Genomic DNA, 16,561 nt, shown 5'->3' on the forward strand with positions numbered 1-16,561 from the left:
GAGCGCTGGCATCTGCTTTTTCCACTAAAACCATCTCCGCACATGCGGGGGATACGCCTGTAGGGATATTCTTAGAGGAACACTCCAGCGGTCTCTTTGACCGATGCGCAAAAAGGAGCTGTGACTCTCAGCGAGCCGCTGCCACAGCTGCTTCAAAGCGTTCGCGCGTGGATGATGCGAGGCGTCCTAGGCTGAAGTGGTCTTGCATGCCGCGGATGATGTCCTCCTCCTCCACGAGGCCGCTCGCCCGCAGCATCGCAGCGAGACCAGCCAATTCGGGAAGCGGAATGTCGCCATGGTCGCGTCCGCCAGCGCCTCTGTAAGGAGCGCTGTCGCGAGCCGTTGCATCCTGCGGCCAGATAATCTGCCGCTCGCCGTCTTTCGTTGTCGGGTAGCGGTTGCGGCCCAGCGACGCAGCGACAATCTTTTGTACCGTCTCGCCCGAACGCATAAAGCCGTGGGCCCGGGCTATCCGCTCGACAAGGATATCGAAATAGAGTGGCCCCTCAACCTCAATGATGTGATCGACCATGCTACGCAATGTTCCGCGGTAGCCGGCGTCGTAGAAGCGCTCTCGATCGGGTGTAGCCACCCTAGCAGGGTCGGCCCTGACATACGCCGCTGCTGGCGTTGCTGCGTCGCGCGCTTCCTTCGCCGGTCCGCGTGCGTAGACCTTCGCTTCCTCGATCGGCTCTTCGTCCTCGTTTGTCAATTCAGCCGTACGTTCGGCTTTCCTCTCTTTGGTTTGCATCTCCGCGCCGAAGAGTTCGACATCAGCCGACCGCTCGGACTCGCTCGTGGATGGTATCGCGTCCGGTGGAGGCGCAGGCTCTACTCTAGTTTCGGCAATCGGACGAGAGGCGCGGTCCGCATCAAGATCAGCCACAACTCTTGCGTGAAGCTTTTCCGCTGCGGCCGATGAATCCATCCACCATTCGGTGCTCCAGATCCGCCGGATTTGCCAACCAAGGTCGGTGAGGACCATTTCTCGGAGGCGGTCGCGATCTCGCGCGGTCGCCGAGCTGTGATAGGCGGCGCCGTCGCATTCGACGCCGGCGAGATAGCGTCCCGGAAAATCCGGATGCACGATACCGAGGTCTATCCGAAAGAACGAGATGCCGACCTGCGGATGGACCGTCCACCCCCTGTCCTGAAGGGCCCGCATGACGGCTTCCTCGAACGGCGATTCAGTGCCCCGTCCGGTCGGCGAGAAGGCTTCGGCGATGGCGCGGGCACCGTTTTCGGCGAACTCAAGGAAGTGCTTGAAATCGATCACACCCTTGGCACTCGTTCGTCCCAGGTCGATCTGTTCGGGCCGCAATGTCGCGAACACCAGAAGCTCGCGGCGTGCGCGGGTAATTGCGACGTTGAGCCGGCGGTGTCCGCCCTCGCTGTTCAGCGACGAGATTTGGGCCGTGACCCGTCCGGTCTTGTCGGGCCCGACCGCGACGGAGAAGATGATCACGTCGCGCTCGTCGCCCTGGACGTTCTCGATATTCTTGACGAGGATCGGCTCGCTGGTCCGGTTGCGGTCGAAATGCGTTTCCAGCGAGGGATCAGCTCGCCTGGCCTGATCGAGCAGGTTTTCGATCAGCCGCTGCTGCTCGCCGTTGAATGTGACGACACCGATCGAATGGGAGGATGTCCTCATACGCCTGACAACCTCACCCACGACGGCCTCAGCCTCTTTTCGGTTTACCTTGGCGCCACCGCGCTCGTAGACGCCGCCCTCGACATGAACGTAGCGCACCGCGGTATCTCGCGTGACCGGAGATGGGAAGGTCGTCAATTCGCCGCGATAATATTTGACGTTCGAGAATGCGATGAGGCTCTCGTGGCGGCTGCGGTAATGCCAAGACAACCGCATGCTCGGGATGTTCGAAGCCAGACACTCGTCGAGTATGCTCTGCTGGCTCTGGACAACTGAGCCATCATCGTCTTCGTCGTCGCCGCCGCGCTGTCCCACATTGGTCGGAGGCAGCTGTTCCGGGTCACCGACGATCACGACCTGACTGCCGCGCGCGATCGCTCCGATCGCGTCCCAGACCGGGATCTGAGAGGCTTCGTCGAAAATCACCACATCGAAAGGCCTAGCCTCCGCCGGCAAGTATTGTGCGATGGAGAGCGGGCTCATCATCACGCACGGAGCAAGTTGGGTCAGCACAGTCGGAATTCGGCCGAACAATTGCCGGAGCGGCATGTGTCGAGCCTTCTTATTGATCTCCCGCGCCAGCGTGCCCCATTCCGGATCCTTGCCGAAATTGGTCTGCGTCGGCACCGCCGCTCCTATGCGCGCTTTCACGATGTCTCTGGCGAGCTCTGCAACTCTCCGGTCCGCGGCGACAAACGCCTCGATCGCAGCCTCGTGCTTCACCGCCAGAAAACTACTGAGAATCTCGTCCTCATTCACGATGGTTTCCGCGACCCAGCGCGCATAAGCGTAGTCGAAGATGTTGGTAATGGCGTCGCCATCTACGGTTCCGCTTTCGACGGCATCGAGGAGAGGGGAAAGTCCGGCCGTCCGCGCCGCCCGTGCGGACCAACGCCAAGTCGCCCACTGTGGGGCCTTGATGACATTAGCCTTCCAGCTCGCTGTTCGTGCGAGAAGGGCTTCAATCCAGCCGGTCTCGATCTTGACGATGTCCTCTGGATCGTCAAGGCCAATACATACACCGAGCTCCTTCGCCGTCCGATGCATTGTGGGAAATGCGTTGTACATTTTCTCGAAGGCGTGTCGCACTTGCCCGCTCGGCCGGAATCGCGAGACATCGCGCAGCAATAGGTCTGCAACATGGGCGAGTAGCCGATCGGGCGAGATTTCGATCCGATAGGCCTTGACCGCGTCGCGCACGTTTGTGGCCCAGTCGATCAGTCCCTGGAAGCGCGATACCTCGCTCTGCGGCCCGCGCCATAAGCGCTCAATGCCTGTGAAGCGGACCTTCATGTTCTCGATTTCACGCAGCAGGACGGCGAGATCCTGCAGGAGTACAATATCCCGGCCGAGGTCCTCGGGTACCTCATCGGAGCAGTATGGTTTCAGTGCCGCTCTGACCTTCTTTTTCCGGCCGCTTCGCACCAGGATGTTGGACGTGCACGCGTCCATCCACTCCCGCTCGAGCGATTGCAGGTCAAGCAGCGCTGCCCTGAGATCGTACCGTATAGAAAGTTCCGAGGTCTTTTCGTTCAATCGGCCCACTGCGTCAGCAAGATCGTAAAGCGCGCTGATGCGTTCTGGTGCGTCGGGCGAGAGCAAAAGTGCGCCGTCTGCGGCATCGGCGTGCAGCATCAGCGATACTAGCTTGATCAGTTGTGGCAGCAGGCCATCGTCGCTTGCGCCACGGTCAAGTCCGATCGATAAGACCAGATCGTCCGCGGCGGCCCTTACTTCGTGCAGCGCCAGATGGAGCCGCTCCACCAGCTGCTGAAGCGACTGCACCCAGGCCGGACTCCATCTGGTCTGTTCGATGCCCCTGAGCGGATGGTTGACGGGATCTCCGATGGCTTCAAGAGCCGTCCGGATATCCGCGCAAGTCCCGCGCATCCGCGCAAGGTCTTCAGGGGTATGTACCGTGCCCGGGGGCCATGTCAGTCCGACATCTGGGAACCGTTCACGATCGGCAATGACACGCCCGAAGGCCTCGTAGGCCGTCATCCCGTTGCCGCGGCGTCGGTGTAGCGCGGAAACCAGCTTGTTCAGTTGGTCACGCCGCCGCTTCAGTTCGCTGGCGGCAGTCGACCAATGTTCCTCGGTGACAAGATTGCGTTCGCGCCAGGCAGTGGCAAGCTGCTCAATTACGATAGACTTTTGAGCCTTCGTCGAATGGACCTCGAGGCAGTAGTTGCCGAGGCCGATCGCATGCATGCGCTGCCTCACGACCTCCAGCGCCGCCGTCTTCTGCGACACGAACAGCACCGTCTTCTGGTGGGCGAGGCAGTTGGTGATCATATTGGCGATTGTCTGGCTCTTGCCCGTACCTGGCGGGCCGAACAGCACGAAATCACCCCCGCGCTGCGCGGCCAGGACGGCCGCGACCTGAGAGGAATCGGCCGACAGCGGCGTGAAGAGCTCGGCCGGATCGACGATTTCGTCGATGGTGTTCTGTGTGACGAAGGCGGCGCCGCCCCCATCGTAGGTATGGGTCGGGGTGTCGATCAGATGGCGGACAACCGAATTGCGTTTCAATATCTCGGTGCGGTCAACGAGATCTTTCCACATCAGGTATTTCGTGAACGACAGTGTCGCGAGTACGACCTGCTCAGTGACCTCCCAGCCCTTGATGTTCTTGACATGACGTCTGATCGTCTTCCAAATGCCGCCGACGTCGATACCCGCATCGTCTTGCGGGAGTTCGTCATCGAATTCTGGCATCGACAAGTCGAAATCCTGCTTCAACATCTGCAGCAGCGTCGGATTGAACCGCGCTTCATCCTCGTGGAGCGCTAGCCGGAAACCAGAGCGCACACTCTTGCGCTCGAGCTGGACCGGAACGAGGATCAATGGCGCGCGGTAGGGGCCGGCACCGTCCTGTGGCGTCCATTTCAGAAAGCCGAGGCACAGGTACAAGACATTTGCGCCGCTTTCCTCGAAGGCGAGCCGGGAGGCCCGGTAGAGCTCGGTCAAGCGCCCTTCAAGTTCGGTTTCCAGAGCGGTCGTATGCAGATCGCCACGCACCATCGCGTCTTTGATGAAATCTCTGCGCGCGTCATCATCTCGGCGCTGCGCTAGCAGCGCGGTGTCGCGCCCGTCGCTGCCGTCCAGGACGCTCGCCCTGCCTAGCAGCTTGAACCGCTCTCCTTCGGCCAGCCGGTCCTCCAGCATCGCAGCATCGGGGCATTCGATCGCGATAGTGGATTTTGTGTCCTTGAAATTGAGCAGCCGATTCTTTAGCGTGAGATCGAGAAGGCTGCGCTTCCAGATCTCTAAACGATCCAGATTCCGCTCGGAAACGGGCTCGCGTTGCTTGCCGAGATCCTCTTCGAACTGCGGAATGTCACCGACTTCTTGCGCAATGGGAGCTGCGGCCGCCGGCGTGATGGTTGGCTCGCCGGAGCCGGATAGATCGAGCGGCCGGATCTTGGCGCTCCGTGCCCGCCTGACGTCGATGGCGAGTTCGAATGACGATGGCGCGTCCTCTGCGATCAGCTTTTTGCCGGCATCTACGGCCTGCTTGAAGCGTGCCGGATGCGCGCCCGTGAGGAGAGTGGTCTCCACCATCACCATTTCTTCAAGCTGGACGCGCTTGCGCAGCATCTGTGGGTCATCGATCACGAGGCTCGAGAAGTCTTCATCCACGAGCCACACGCCAACGAAGGCGTGCCCTTCAGTCAGAACGAGCACAGGGTTGAGGCCGGCCTGTTCGAGGCAGGACGCATAGAGAAGCGTAAGGTCCAAGCAGGTGCCAACCTGACGAGAGAGGATGTCGCTCGGTCCGCGGATCTGCTGGCCGGAGCGCTCAAAACTCTTCGGTGGAAGGACGTATGCGATGGAGTGGGAAACTAGCGCCGCCCAGATCGCGTCGGCGATCTCCCAAGCTCTCGCCTTGGTCTTCTTGCGATAACCGTCCATCGCTTCGTCGCGTTCCGCCGTGGCAAGCTTACCCGAAGCTTCCCGAAGGATGACATCAACGCTGGGATCGGTGGGCCTAACGAATGCGGCCAACAATTCTGGCGCCGCACTAACACCGCCCCAGTGCGAGGGCGGCAGCAGGTTCACCTCGACGCTCTTCTCGGCGAGCTTATCGCCGGCTGCTTCAACGCGGATGCGCAACTCCGCCCGTCTCGACGCATTGAGGCCCGCCAGGAACGCCGGATCCAGCTTGAGATCCAAGCTGCGGATGTGATGGGTTGCTCCGTCCTCAACCCGTTCAATACGCCAGACCCCCGGCGTCACGAACGCGGGTTCCGATGTGAGGCGTACCGAAAGCTCCCTCAGGTCGCGGCCTGCGCCATTTTCAAGCGCAAGCTCGCGGACTATCGGAACCGCGTTCTGATAGAAGGCAACATTGATGTTGTCCGCGGCGGTGCAGACTACTTTGAGCGTTCCCGCCGCCGATTCCCCAGCCCGTGTCTGCTCCAACCTGCTCTGCCCCAAAAGAATTTTGTTAAGGAAACGTCTTCGAATCGACAAATGTGCGCGAAGCTGAGCCGCGTCAGCTTTTTGACGGAACTGCCGCACGCAAATGCTATTTGCTTCGCGCAGTTAGCCAATTATACGCCAAATCCCCTCTGCAATTCGAGATTATTCCGGCCTTATGCATTGGAAAATGGAATAACTTGCGCGCTCGTCGGTGGATTATCGTCCATTGAAGCGCTGCTTTGGCAAACTGTGCAGCCGCGCTTCGATGAGCAGACCATGACCCTTTATATTTCGGGTGTTTTTTCTTGCGAAGGCAATCTTTGATACCGTTCCCGATGACCTTCAACGTGCCTTCCGAACTGTACATTATGCGCGCGCGCGCCAAGCTTTCGTTGAAAGCCGTTTCTGAAGCATCGTCGGCTAAGCCGAGAAATCCGGGGATAACTCCCTTTTCATTCATCTCCTGGCCGAGCCGATGTTGCTCGCGCGACTGTGCGACAGTGACCACAAGCCCCGCGGCGGTTCGGTTGTCCGCAACCAGCAATAGGGAACAGCGTCATTCAGTTCAAAACGGATGTTGCGCTTTGCTTTGACAAATTTGACGTGATGCTGCTTCATCTCGAAGCTCTTTGACCGTGCCGCGCTTGGCACGATAATCTGCAAGCTCCGCGTTCCAAGGTGGCCGTGGAAGTAATCCGACAGCGCTTGCTCGAATTCGTCAAGGGAGATCCAGTCGCTCAGACGAGCAAACAAACGTCCGACAGCCGTATCGGGGTTCGGCAACATGAATGCATCCTGGAGTGCGACACCACGGACACGAAGCCGGAAGGTGCCGCGATTCTCGCCCGACAGCAACTCATTAGACAACGCCTCGCCAAGGCTTCGGGTCAATCAACGAACGACGGTGATCGTGGACGCGTGACGGAACGGTCGCCATACTAGCTAGACCGCAACTTTCCTAAGATAATCGGCCAGCATGCTGAGCGTGCCCATCGCTGTCGCGAAATCAGGCTTGTCGCCATAAACCATATCACGCTGAAAATTCGCGTAGCCGTCCATAAACACTTTATCCTTGGGAATGCCCCCGATTGCGCGGAGCGTTTCGCCGAGAGGATCCTTCTTCCACGCGGGAAAACTGTCGCCGCGCGTCGCGGCATCCGCGAGCATCACTTCATGGGCCAGCGTGGCAGCGGCCTTCACATCGTACTCGCCGCGGATCATATGAAGATCGTAGATATGCCGGACCAGCGTCGGATCGCGCTCCTCGCGCAAGCCCGCCAGTTCGGAGCCTGCGCGCCACGCCAACGCCACGAATTTCTCGGCGGCGGTTTCGAGAACCGATGAACAGGCGATCTTCGTCAACTCCGCATCGCGGCCATAGGCCTCGGCGATGAAGGAGGTCACGGATTTATCCACGGTATCGCGCCGCAGCGGCCAAACGGAAGTTTCAATCTGGACATCAGGCCGCAAGATGCCCTTGCCCTCGGCTAGGGCTTTGTAGGGCAACTGGTATTTGGTGTAACGCCCTTCGTACATCGTGACGCGATGGTCTCTGTTCTCGGGATCGAAGACGAAGCCCGCGCCCAGTAGCGCATCGGTAATTGTCTTGCGCAACTTCCGGAGCTCGCCGCGCGTCGGAGCCTTATCGCGGACGATCTTGAGGTCGACATCTTCCGACATACGCTTGGTGAGCTTGTAGGCGCGGCTTAACGCGGTGCCGCCCCCGAACACGAGGCGAAAGTCGCCGGTATCGACGGTGGCAATCGCGGCCAGCGCCTTGACGACATACCAGTCCTTCTCGACAAGCGCCGGGCCCGGCAGCCCAAGATGCTCCTGGACTTCCAGCAGCTGTTCGAGGGTTGGGCTATCGCTCAAGAACAAGCTCCGCGTTGCGGTACCGTAGATGACGCGAGAAGCGGCCCTTGACCCGGACCACCGGGTTCACCGGCACCTGTGTGGAGCGGCCCTCATTATATGCGCGTTCGGCTTCAGTCGGCTCCCATTCAACGCCGAGCTTGTCGAGCGCCTGACGCGCTACGCCAGCAAAGCCGTCGCGGCTATAGAGCATCGGCTTGCCGCTGAGGCTCGAAACAGTTGCGCGGCCGTAGACACCATAACCGAGTCGCACCAAGCGGCCCTCGTCCACCAGCTTGCGCAAGGCGCGCAGTACCTGATCCTCGCCGCCGAGCGTCTTGAACTCGCGCGTCAGGAACACGTCCTCGCCCTTCTTACGCGCAATCCGCTGTTCTATCTTTTCGCGCAATGTGTGCTTGCGAGGCATGATCGGTCTCCTTGCAAAAACCCGACATTATATATAAGCAAAAACCCGACATTATTCAAGAAATAAGCCAACAAAGTCAGTAATATGATTGATATCAATGATTTGTGGATCTAGTGGAACGAGGCGCCGCCCAAGCTGCCGCCCGGTTTTATCCGGCGCTTGCGGCACTGGCTTTGCACTCGAATGAAAACGGTCTCCAAGTTTCCAGCAGAACTATACGGCTCGCGCCGAAGCCAACCAATCGTGGCCAAAGGCCCCAAGGTAATAGTGCAACAACCTGTTGCGCAAATTCGCCAACGGGCCACGCTGCGGCGAAGGCGCGCGTGTAGTCGGCACGCAACTTGGCGATGGCCAACAATTCCGTCTGGACATCGTGAACCAAAACCAGAAGCTCCGCCTCGAAGGCATATGCAATCCGACGTCCCAATTCATATAGCTTCCGGCCTATGTCCAGCCAATGGTCTCTTGCGGCTGGCTCAGCCTGCGCTGTGGCCGCGCTGGCAATTGTCGCGAGAAAGGGATGAGGGGGCGGACGATTATGCAGCTTCTTGCAGCACGGTCATCTTCCGCTTCTTCTTGGCCAGCAACTCGCGGACGAACTTATCCCACCTTATCATGGCGGTGCGCTTCTCGGGCATATAATTCCAGCGATCATAGCTCTTGGAACTGACGTCTTGAAGGGTGTGGTTCTGCAATCGGTCTCGGATCTCTTTCGACAAGCCGGCCTTGCCAGCGAGCGTCTTCCATGTCCGTCGAAGGTCGCGGTTCGTCACCACGGGAATAACTTCGCGGTCGCGTTGGCGCCACATGAATGAATAAAGCGTGCCATGGCTGACCGGTTTGGACGGATCTGTCGCCGACGGGAAAAACCATCCATATTCATTCGGCTTGATCGATTCGATGAGCTCGGCCGCGACTTTTGGCACTGGGATCGCGTGCGGCTTGCCGTTTTTTGTCTTCGACCAGTCGATGATGCGCTCCGCGGAATCCCATTGGTCAACATGCAATCGAGCAATTTCCTCAACGCGCTGACCGGTCAGCATTAGAATCCTGACTGCGCGCGTGTAAGGCGGATGAACTGGAGCATCGGGACATTCTAGCCAGCGATAGAGGCGTACGAATTCCTCTTCGTCCAGCCAGCGTGTGCCGACGTTTTTGGGTTCGGTCGGAATGCCTGCAGCCGGATTGTGAACGAGACGAAAGCGGCGGGGTGACGTGGTGCGGTAGTCGTGTTCGGACTTCAAGCCCCAGCTGTAAGCCGATCGGATGTAGCTGCGAACGTGATCGGCCATGGAGCGTTTGCCGCGCTCATAGATCGGGCGGATGACCTCTTTGATTTCGTCAGGCTCGATGTCGCGGGCAGCGCGGCTGCGGCCGAGAATATCGGCGATCTTGTTCAAGCCCTTTTCCGCCTCCTTCCAGGAAGGCTTTCCTTCAGCCTTGAGCGAAGCGACGTAGGCTTCGAATAGATCCGCAACGGTACCGGCCCGCGTGTCGCCCGCAATTTTGATGCTACGGCCCTTCTGGATCATGTCGGCGTAGTCGCGCTTAAATACTTCGCGCGCTTGGCTCAGGCTCATCGAGGGATAGGAGCCGAGCTTTTTCTTGAGGCGCTTCTGGTCACGCCACTGCTGCGCCATCCAATCCGCCGTGACGCGGGTTGGCATCGGCTTCATCACAAGGATGAGCCGGCCCGTTCCGTGGCCCTCGCCATCCACAAGGCTCAGCTGCTTTCCGGCCTCTTCGACCTGCTTAAGAGCGCGGCGTATTTCGCCATCTGTAAGGCTCGGCACTGGGCTCTCCCGTGGACTTTCGAGTGGGATCTGCAGACGGGTTGCAGGGGTCTACGACTGGGGTCAAAAAGGGCTTCGATCCCCCTTAATACCGACCCCAATATGCCATAGCGCGCGACTCTACGACAAGCCAAAAAATCTTGGTTATTCAGTATGATGTGGCGTGATCAAGTGTGATCTAAAAGGCGTGAGTGGGATGGTTGATTCTGAGCGTCTCTGCCGCTTGGCGGAGGCTTCGGTGCTGGGACGCGACGATCGCCCAGCGCAGATCTCGAAATTCCACTGGCACGGTCGAAGACCTATGGCGAGTTGCCGGTGACCAAGGTTTCTCTTGAAGGGAGCTTTGCTTGCACTGCTTCAGCGCCTCCTCGTCCGCCAGTTACTATTCCGATGGCCCCGATGGGGACGGTCACTTCGCAACCCTGCTGCCGCTTGCTGGAATCGTCGGCACATAAACCGCCATTTGGTCACACTCCGCCGGACCAAAAGCCTCGGGGCTTGGGCAACTGACGGCATCGTGTGGAGAGCTTCCGGCGGTCGCGTTCCGCCTCGCGGCCACGGCGTCTGCCGTTCCGGCTGACAAGGCCCAACGCAGATAACCATGGGCCGAAGATCAAGATTATCATTGAATCCTACCGCGAGTCGTGATTGTTATATGTCAATCTTATAAGAATGATGCTCAATGTACTATGGCAATCGTAAGGCAGAGAGCATCTCTGCGATGATCGAGGCGCAGCCGGCGTCGGTCGCGACTTTGCGCGAACAGGAGATGTTGCATGGCTGAATCGCGTACTGTCGCGGTTATTGGCGGGGGCGTAGTCGGCGTGAGTTGCGCTCTCATGCTGGCGCGGGAAGGGCACAGCGTCACCGTGGTCGAGGAGGGGCGCGTCGGCCATGGCTGCTCTTGGGGCAACGGTGCCCAATACAACGCGGGATCGGCGCTGCCCATGGCTCATCCCGGTGTCATGTGGCGTGCGCTGCGCTGGTTCGCTGACGCTAACGGCCCGGTGCGCCTCGCCCCGCGCGAGTTACCGCGCACCTTGCCATGGCTGGTCCGCTTCCTTCGTACTGGACGTCCCCGGGCGTGGGAGGCGGCGTATGCGGCGTTGCACGATCTCAACCATCCGTGTGCCGCGCTGTATCGCGATATGCTCGGCGACACCGATTGGAAACGATTGTTCCGGCCGAACGGTGCGCTTCATGTGTGGCGCGACGTATCACTCAGCGCGTTGGATGAGCGTGTGGACAGTCTGCGGACGAAGCATGGCGTGACTTTTGAGAGGCTGAGTGCCGAGCAACTGCGCGAATTGGAGCCAGCTTTGTCCCACGACTACAAGCGTGGGATATACTTTCCAAACAGTGGTCATGTGACGTCACCTCCGGCGCTGGTGGAAGGCCTGATGGAGCGAGCCGCTGCGCTTGGCGTCTCAATTCGGACCGCGCGGGTTGAGGCCATAGAGCCAGGCACAGAAGGTATAACGCTGCAGACGAGTACGGGGTCTCACCGCTGCGACACAGTGGTTATCGCAGCAGGTATCGCTAGCCGCGATCTGGCGCGCTCCCTGGGAGTTTCCCTGTCGCTGGCCAGCGAGCGTGGCTATCACATCACTATGCCCGGTACGTCCGGTGCCATCAGCCGTCCCGTCACCGACGCGGCCTCGGCCTTCGTTGCTACGCCGCTCAACGAGGGGCTGCGCATCGTAGGCATCGCCGAATTCGATGCGCCCGATGCGCCGCGCGACGCGAAGCAGAACAAAAAGCTGCAGGGATACGCCCGGGCAATGCTGCCGGACATATCCATCAGCCAGGTGACTGACTGGATGGGCGTAAGGCCATCGACGCCAGATAGCCTCCCGATCATTGGTCACCATCCGAGGCACGCCGCTATCCTATTCGCCACGGGCCATGGTCACATGGGCATCAGCGGAGCCCCCATGACCGCGGCAATTATCTCGGATCTCGTCGCGGGCCGCGCGCCCCGGATTTCAAACGCGCCTTATCGGCTGCGATAAGGCTGCCCGGCAGCAAGTTTATTCTTGCGCGGCGATCTGAATATTGATATGTGACAATTGTAAATTGACATAGTTCAATATGAGGAGACTTCGATGAGCCGTTGGATAAGTGCGATCGTTGCTGCTGCTATTGGTGCGGCCATGCTGTTCGGGCCGGCCTCCGCGCCGGCTCGAGCCGAGGATCCGTCCTTGGTGCTCAACCGCATCAAGGCGAGCGGCAAGTTGAAATTCCCAGTGATGGTTGCGGAAGAGCCTGGCTACATCAAGGACCCGCGCACCGGTGAATGGTCGGGATTCTTCGTCGACTGGGGCAAGGATATCGCCAGTCTGCTCGGCGTTCAGATCGAATATTACGAGACAACCTGGGGCAATCTTGCGGCCGATTTCCAGGCCGGCAAGGTGGATCTCGCGGTGGCGCTGAACCCCAATCCTCGCCGCGGGCTCGTGATCGATTATGTGCCAGGCTCCATCGTCGAGGGCATCTGGGCGCTCGTCGCACGTCCCGGATTCGCGCCCAAGACCTGGCGCGAGATGGACAAGAAGGAAGTGCGCGTCGCCGTGCAGAAGGGCGGCACCATGCAGGTGATCGCCGAATCCGTGATCCCCAACTCCACCATCGTCGTAGTGCCATCGCGCGACCAAGCAGTTCTGGAATTGCAGTCAGGTAAGGTCGACGCGATCATCATCGCCGACCAGGACGCCGCGCTCCTCGACTCCAAGGGCGTCGGCAAGGCCGTGGTGCCCACACCGGTCTTGCGCAACCCGGCGACGATCGGTATCCGCCGCGAAGCTGGCAACGAGGGGTTCTCCAACTTCTTGGCCAACTGGATGTCGCAGCAGAATTCTCTCGGCCTCGCCTGCTCGCGCATCACTCGCTACATGCTCGAACGCGGCATCGACATGAAAGTGGTTCCTCAGTCCGGCAAGTATTGCTGACGCCATGCGAACGAGCGGTCTCTTCACTGTCATCGACAGCCACACCGCGGGGCATCCCACCCGAACGGTCATGGCGGGCATCCCTCCGCTGCGCGGGCGGAGCGTGCGCGAGCAGCGGGATGATTTCCGCAACACCCATGACGGCTTGAGAACGCTACTGCTTCATGAGCCGCGCGGGCATGCCGCCATGGCGGCGGCGGTGCCCGTGCCCTCTCGCGAGGCGGACCAGGGGCTGTTCTTCATCTTCTCTTACGTCTACGCCGACATGTGTGGTCATGCCACGATCGGTTACATCGCCAGTCTTGCTGCCATGGGAGCTCTCCCGCAGGGCTTTGAGCAAAACGGCATGTCCATCGAAACCCCGGCAGGTATCGTCCATGTGACCGGCACATTCGAAGCCGGCCAGCTGACTTCTGTCCTGTTACGTAATGTGCCCTCCTTTGTGCTCGCCTCCGACGTTGTTTCGGAGATCGAAGGCCTCGGCAGGGTGACATGTGACATCGCCTATAGCGGTATCACATACGCGCTAGTCGACGCGGACCAAGTCGATCTCCCGTTCGACATCGACCACGCCAGCCGGTGGTGCCGCGCGGGCGTTGCTATCAAGGAGGCGCTAAATGCCCGCAGCGGAGCGCCGCAGGTCGGCAGCGTGCTCTTCTATCATTCCATCGAGGGCGGCGCCCGCCATCTTGTCGTTTTGGCCGGCAACAAGTTCGACCGTTCGCCCTGCGGCACGGGGACCTCAGCTCGTCTGGCCCAGCTTCACGCCCGCGGGCATTTAGCAGTAGGGGTACCCTACCGAGCGGAAAACATTCTCGGGGTGCCCTTCACGGCCAAGGTCGCCGAATTGGCCCGAGGCAAGGACGGCCAGCCCGCCGTGATCCCCGAGGTGCGTGGCATGGCTCACATCAGCGCATTCTCCACCCTCGTGCTGGAAGCGGACGATCCGCTGCCGGCCGGCTTTCTTCCCAACTGACGGAGATCGCCATGAAATTCGATCCGTCCATCGTCTTCGCGAACTGGGACATCCTCGCCTACGGCCTGCTCGTTACTCTAAAATACACGATTTATACCTGCGCCATTGGGCTCGCGATCGGTCTCGTTGTCGCGCTGCTTCAGCTCACTCCGTGGGGGCCATTGCGCTGGCTCGGTCGAACATGGGTGGAGTTCTTCCGCAACATCCCGCTGCTGGTGTTGCTCATGTGGACCTATTATGCGCTGCCGATCTTCCTTCAGATCCAGATAGGGAAGGAAACGGCGGGCATTCTCGGTCTCGGGTTCTATGCCAGCGGCTTCTATGCCGAGATCCTACGCGCCGGAGTCCAATCTATCGACCGTGGCCAGACTGACGCCGCCGTTGCGCTGGGCATGGGATACTTTCAGCGCATGAAGCGGATCATCTTGCCGCAGGCGCTGCGCCGCATGGTGCCGCCGCTGATGGGGCAGACCATCATGCAGCTCAAGAACACGACCCTTCTCTCCGTGCTGACCATTCCTGATCTGCTTTATCAGGCGGGCTATATTGCCAGCTTCACTTACCGGCCGATGGAGGTCTACACCGTCATCGGTGCCGTGTTCATCCTCCTGCTTTTCCCCCTCAGCGCTCTTTCGCGCCGGTTCGAACGCAAGGAGGCCGCGTGATGACCGCAACTTCCGCCGAAGTGGTACTGAGCGTGCGCGGCATCGAGAAGTCCTACGGGAAGAATCACGTTTTGCGTGGCGTCGATCTTGACGTGCATCGCGGAGAGGTGGTCTGCCTGATCGGCGCAAGCGGCTCGGGCAAGACCTCGCTACTACGTTGCATGAACCTGTTGATGGAGCCAGACCGGGGCGAGATCGTCATCGAGGGTGCGCCCCTTTTCCGCAGCACGGGGGCCGAGCGGCTGAATCTCTCCGGCAGGCAGGTCAGCGCCGCGCGTGTTAAGACTGGCATGGTGTTCCAGAGCTTCAACCTGTTTCCCCACCGCACGGCGCTGGAGAACATTATCGAAGCCCCATTGGTCGTGAAGAAAGTGCCGCGCGCCGAAGCAGAGGCTCGGGCACGCGAACTCCTCACCCGCATGGGCCTTCCCGACGCCGGGCATAAATACCCTTCGCAACTGTCGGGTGGCCAGCAGCAACGCGTCGCCATCGCCCGGGCGCTCGCCATGCAGCCTACCATCATGCTGTTCGACGAGCCGACCTCGGCGCTGGACCCGGAGCTGGTGGGCGAAGTGCTCGCCGCTATCCGCCAGCTCGCCGCCGAGGGAATGACCATGGTCATCGTCACTCACGAGATCGGCTTCGCCTACGAGCTGGCCGATCGGGTGGTCTTCATGGACCAGGGAGTCGTCGCTGCGAGTGGTCCTCCTCGTGAGCTTCTGCTGTCGAAAGCTAATCCGAGGCTCGCCGCTTTCGTCGGACGCTTCACCGAACAAGCTCGTCTTCTGGGTCCGCTGACGGCACCGGCGGCCGCACCTTTAACCACATCTTCAAACTAGGGATAACACATCATGGTCGATACAAACTGGGGCGGCATCTTCCCCGTTCTCGTCACTCCGTTCGGTTCGGATGGCTCCATCAACGAGTCTCGATATAAGGCGCTCATCGATGAGGCCATCGTCAATAGGGCTCAGGGCGTCGTAGCCGCCGGCAGCACCGGCGAATTCTATGCGCTCTCAAGGGCCGAGCGTGCGCGCCTCTACAAGTTGACGGTTGACCACGTCGCTGGCCGGGTGCCCGTTCTCGCCGGGGTCGCCGACCTGCGTGTCGAAGATGTCCTGGAAGCGTGCCAGTCGGCCGTCGCGGCAGGGTGCGCCGGCGGCATGATTCTTCCGCCCATCTACGCCATGCCGAGCCCGCGCGAGATCGTGGCCTTCTTCGAGTACATTTCGCGCAATACGTCGCTGCCCCTGATGCTCTACAACAGCCCGCGCCGCGCGGGCGTCGACATCACGCCCGCTCTCGTGGAGCAGCTCTCCGCCCTCCCGACGGTAGTCGCCATCAAGGACAGCTCCGGACTCATCACTCAGGTAAGCGAGCTTGTGCAGCGCGTGGGCAATAAAATCCGTGTTTTCGTCGGTTACGAAACCATGATCGTTCCGGCCCGCGCCGTTGGCGCCCACGGAGTCGTCGCTATGGCACACCAGATCGCCGGGCCTCTGATTCGCGACTACTGGGACAAGGCGCTCACTGGCGATAAAGCGTTGGACGCCCTCGGCCGCGACGTCTTTGCCTTCTATCGTTGCTTCCAGTCCGGGGCCTACTACGCCGCCATCAAAGAGACCATGAGCCAGCTTGGCCGCGACGTCGGTGGGCCACGTCTTCCGTTGCTGCCGTTGGCGGCCGAGCAGAAAGGGGCCATTACGAAGATCATCGCCGAGGCTGGTCTTACTCGCTGGGCCAAGGCCTAAGGAGACCACGTCGACTCGAGAATTCGGTCCATCGAGCTCGCGCCTACAGGCGTCTGAACGCATCTTACCCT

Annotated in this window: 12 protein-coding genes; 7 read left to right on the top strand and 5 right to left on the bottom strand. The window is 60.3% G+C overall.

Annotation, left to right across the window (positions count from 1 at the left end; translation table 11 throughout):
• Positions 1–127: 127 nt before the first annotated feature.
• Entirely contained in the window at positions 128–6,076 is a 5,949-nt protein-coding gene (locus tag AAFG16_RS18170; protein ID WP_342740060.1) for a DUF3320 domain-containing protein, read from the bottom strand.
• Between the two features lie 51 nt (positions 6,077–6,127).
• Between AAFG16_RS18170 and AAFG16_RS18175 the strand changes: the two genes are divergently transcribed.
• Positions 6,128–6,400 (top strand): hypothetical protein, encoded by a 273-nt coding sequence (locus tag AAFG16_RS18175; protein WP_342740061.1) that lies wholly within the window; start codon positions 6,128–6,130, stop codon positions 6,398–6,400.
• Positions 6,401–6,532: 132 nt separating this feature from the next.
• Here the strand turns inward: AAFG16_RS18175 and AAFG16_RS18180 are convergent, their stop codons facing one another.
• From AAFG16_RS18180 to AAFG16_RS18195, 4 genes are all read right to left on the bottom strand, one after another.
• Entirely contained in the window at positions 6,533–6,967 is a 435-nt protein-coding gene (locus tag AAFG16_RS18180) for a hypothetical protein (RefSeq protein WP_342740062.1), read from the bottom strand.
• Positions 6,968–7,018: 51 nt separating this feature from the next.
• Positions 7,019–7,951, bottom strand: coding sequence for a nucleotidyl transferase AbiEii/AbiGii toxin family protein (locus AAFG16_RS18185; RefSeq protein ID WP_342740063.1), 933 nt, complete (start codon positions 7,949–7,951; stop codon positions 7,019–7,021).
• Entirely contained in the window at positions 7,941–8,357 is a 417-nt protein-coding gene (locus tag AAFG16_RS18190; protein WP_271565784.1) for a DUF6088 family protein, read from the bottom strand. The genes AAFG16_RS18185 and AAFG16_RS18190 overlap by 11 nt, the downstream gene beginning before the upstream one ends.
• 536 nt (positions 8,358–8,893) lie before the next feature.
• Positions 8,894–10,150: a site-specific integrase gene (locus AAFG16_RS18195; RefSeq protein ID WP_342740064.1), complete on the bottom strand. Its 1,257-nt coding sequence runs from the start codon at positions 10,148–10,150 to the stop codon at positions 8,894–8,896.
• A 776-nt stretch (positions 10,151–10,926) separates the two neighbouring features.
• Between AAFG16_RS18195 and AAFG16_RS18200 the strand changes: the two genes are divergently transcribed.
• From AAFG16_RS18200 to AAFG16_RS18225, 6 genes are all read left to right on the top strand, one after another.
• Positions 10,927–12,162 carry an FAD-dependent oxidoreductase gene (locus AAFG16_RS18200; RefSeq protein ID WP_342740065.1) on the top strand — a complete coding sequence of 412 codons (1,236 nt, stop codon included), beginning with the start codon at positions 10,927–10,929 and terminating at the stop codon, positions 12,160–12,162.
• A 93-nt stretch (positions 12,163–12,255) separates the two neighbouring features.
• Positions 12,256–13,098 (top strand): transporter substrate-binding domain-containing protein, encoded by an 843-nt coding sequence (locus AAFG16_RS18205; protein ID WP_342740066.1) that lies wholly within the window; start codon positions 12,256–12,258, stop codon positions 13,096–13,098.
• 70 nt (positions 13,099–13,168) lie between these two features.
• A complete protein-coding gene (locus AAFG16_RS18210) occupies positions 13,169–14,074 on the top strand; it encodes a proline racemase family protein (protein ID WP_342740067.1) in 906 nt (301 codons plus the stop codon).
• A gap of 11 nt (positions 14,075–14,085) precedes the next feature.
• On the top strand, positions 14,086–14,739 hold the full coding sequence (locus tag AAFG16_RS18215) for an amino acid ABC transporter permease (protein WP_342740068.1): 654 nt from the start codon (positions 14,086–14,088) through the stop codon (positions 14,737–14,739).
• Positions 14,739–15,578 (top strand): amino acid ABC transporter ATP-binding protein, encoded by an 840-nt coding sequence (locus AAFG16_RS18220; RefSeq protein WP_342740069.1) that lies wholly within the window; start codon positions 14,739–14,741, stop codon positions 15,576–15,578. The genes AAFG16_RS18215 and AAFG16_RS18220 overlap by 1 nt, the downstream gene beginning before the upstream one ends.
• Before the next feature lie 12 nt (positions 15,579–15,590).
• On the top strand, positions 15,591–16,490 hold the full coding sequence (locus AAFG16_RS18225) for a dihydrodipicolinate synthase family protein (RefSeq protein WP_342740070.1): 900 nt from the start codon (positions 15,591–15,593) through the stop codon (positions 16,488–16,490).
• The last annotated feature ends 71 nt before the right edge of the window (positions 16,491–16,561 follow it).

Origin of the sequence: Bradyrhizobium sp. B117 (assembly GCF_038969555.1) — a bacterium.
Lineage (GTDB): Bacteria > Pseudomonadota > Alphaproteobacteria > Rhizobiales > Xanthobacteraceae > Bradyrhizobium.

Coding starts and splice junctions, on each gene's coding strand:
- AAFG16_RS18200 (WP_342740065.1), top strand. CDS start 10,927: ATGGCTGAATCGCGTACTGTCGCGGTTATTGGCGGGGGCGTAGTCGGC.
- AAFG16_RS18190 (WP_271565784.1), bottom strand. CDS start 8,357: ATGCCTCGCAAGCACACATTGCGCGAAAAGATAGAACAGCGGATTGCG.
- AAFG16_RS18215 (WP_342740068.1), top strand. CDS start 14,086: ATGAAATTCGATCCGTCCATCGTCTTCGCGAACTGGGACATCCTCGCC.
- AAFG16_RS18225 (WP_342740070.1), top strand. CDS start 15,591: ATGGTCGATACAAACTGGGGCGGCATCTTCCCCGTTCTCGTCACTCCG.
- AAFG16_RS18175 (WP_342740061.1), top strand. CDS start 6,128: ATGTGCGCGAAGCTGAGCCGCGTCAGCTTTTTGACGGAACTGCCGCAC.
- AAFG16_RS18205 (WP_342740066.1), top strand. CDS start 12,256: ATGAGCCGTTGGATAAGTGCGATCGTTGCTGCTGCTATTGGTGCGGCC.
- AAFG16_RS18210 (WP_342740067.1), top strand. CDS start 13,169: ATGGCGGGCATCCCTCCGCTGCGCGGGCGGAGCGTGCGCGAGCAGCGG.
- AAFG16_RS18220 (WP_342740069.1), top strand. CDS start 14,739: ATGACCGCAACTTCCGCCGAAGTGGTACTGAGCGTGCGCGGCATCGAG.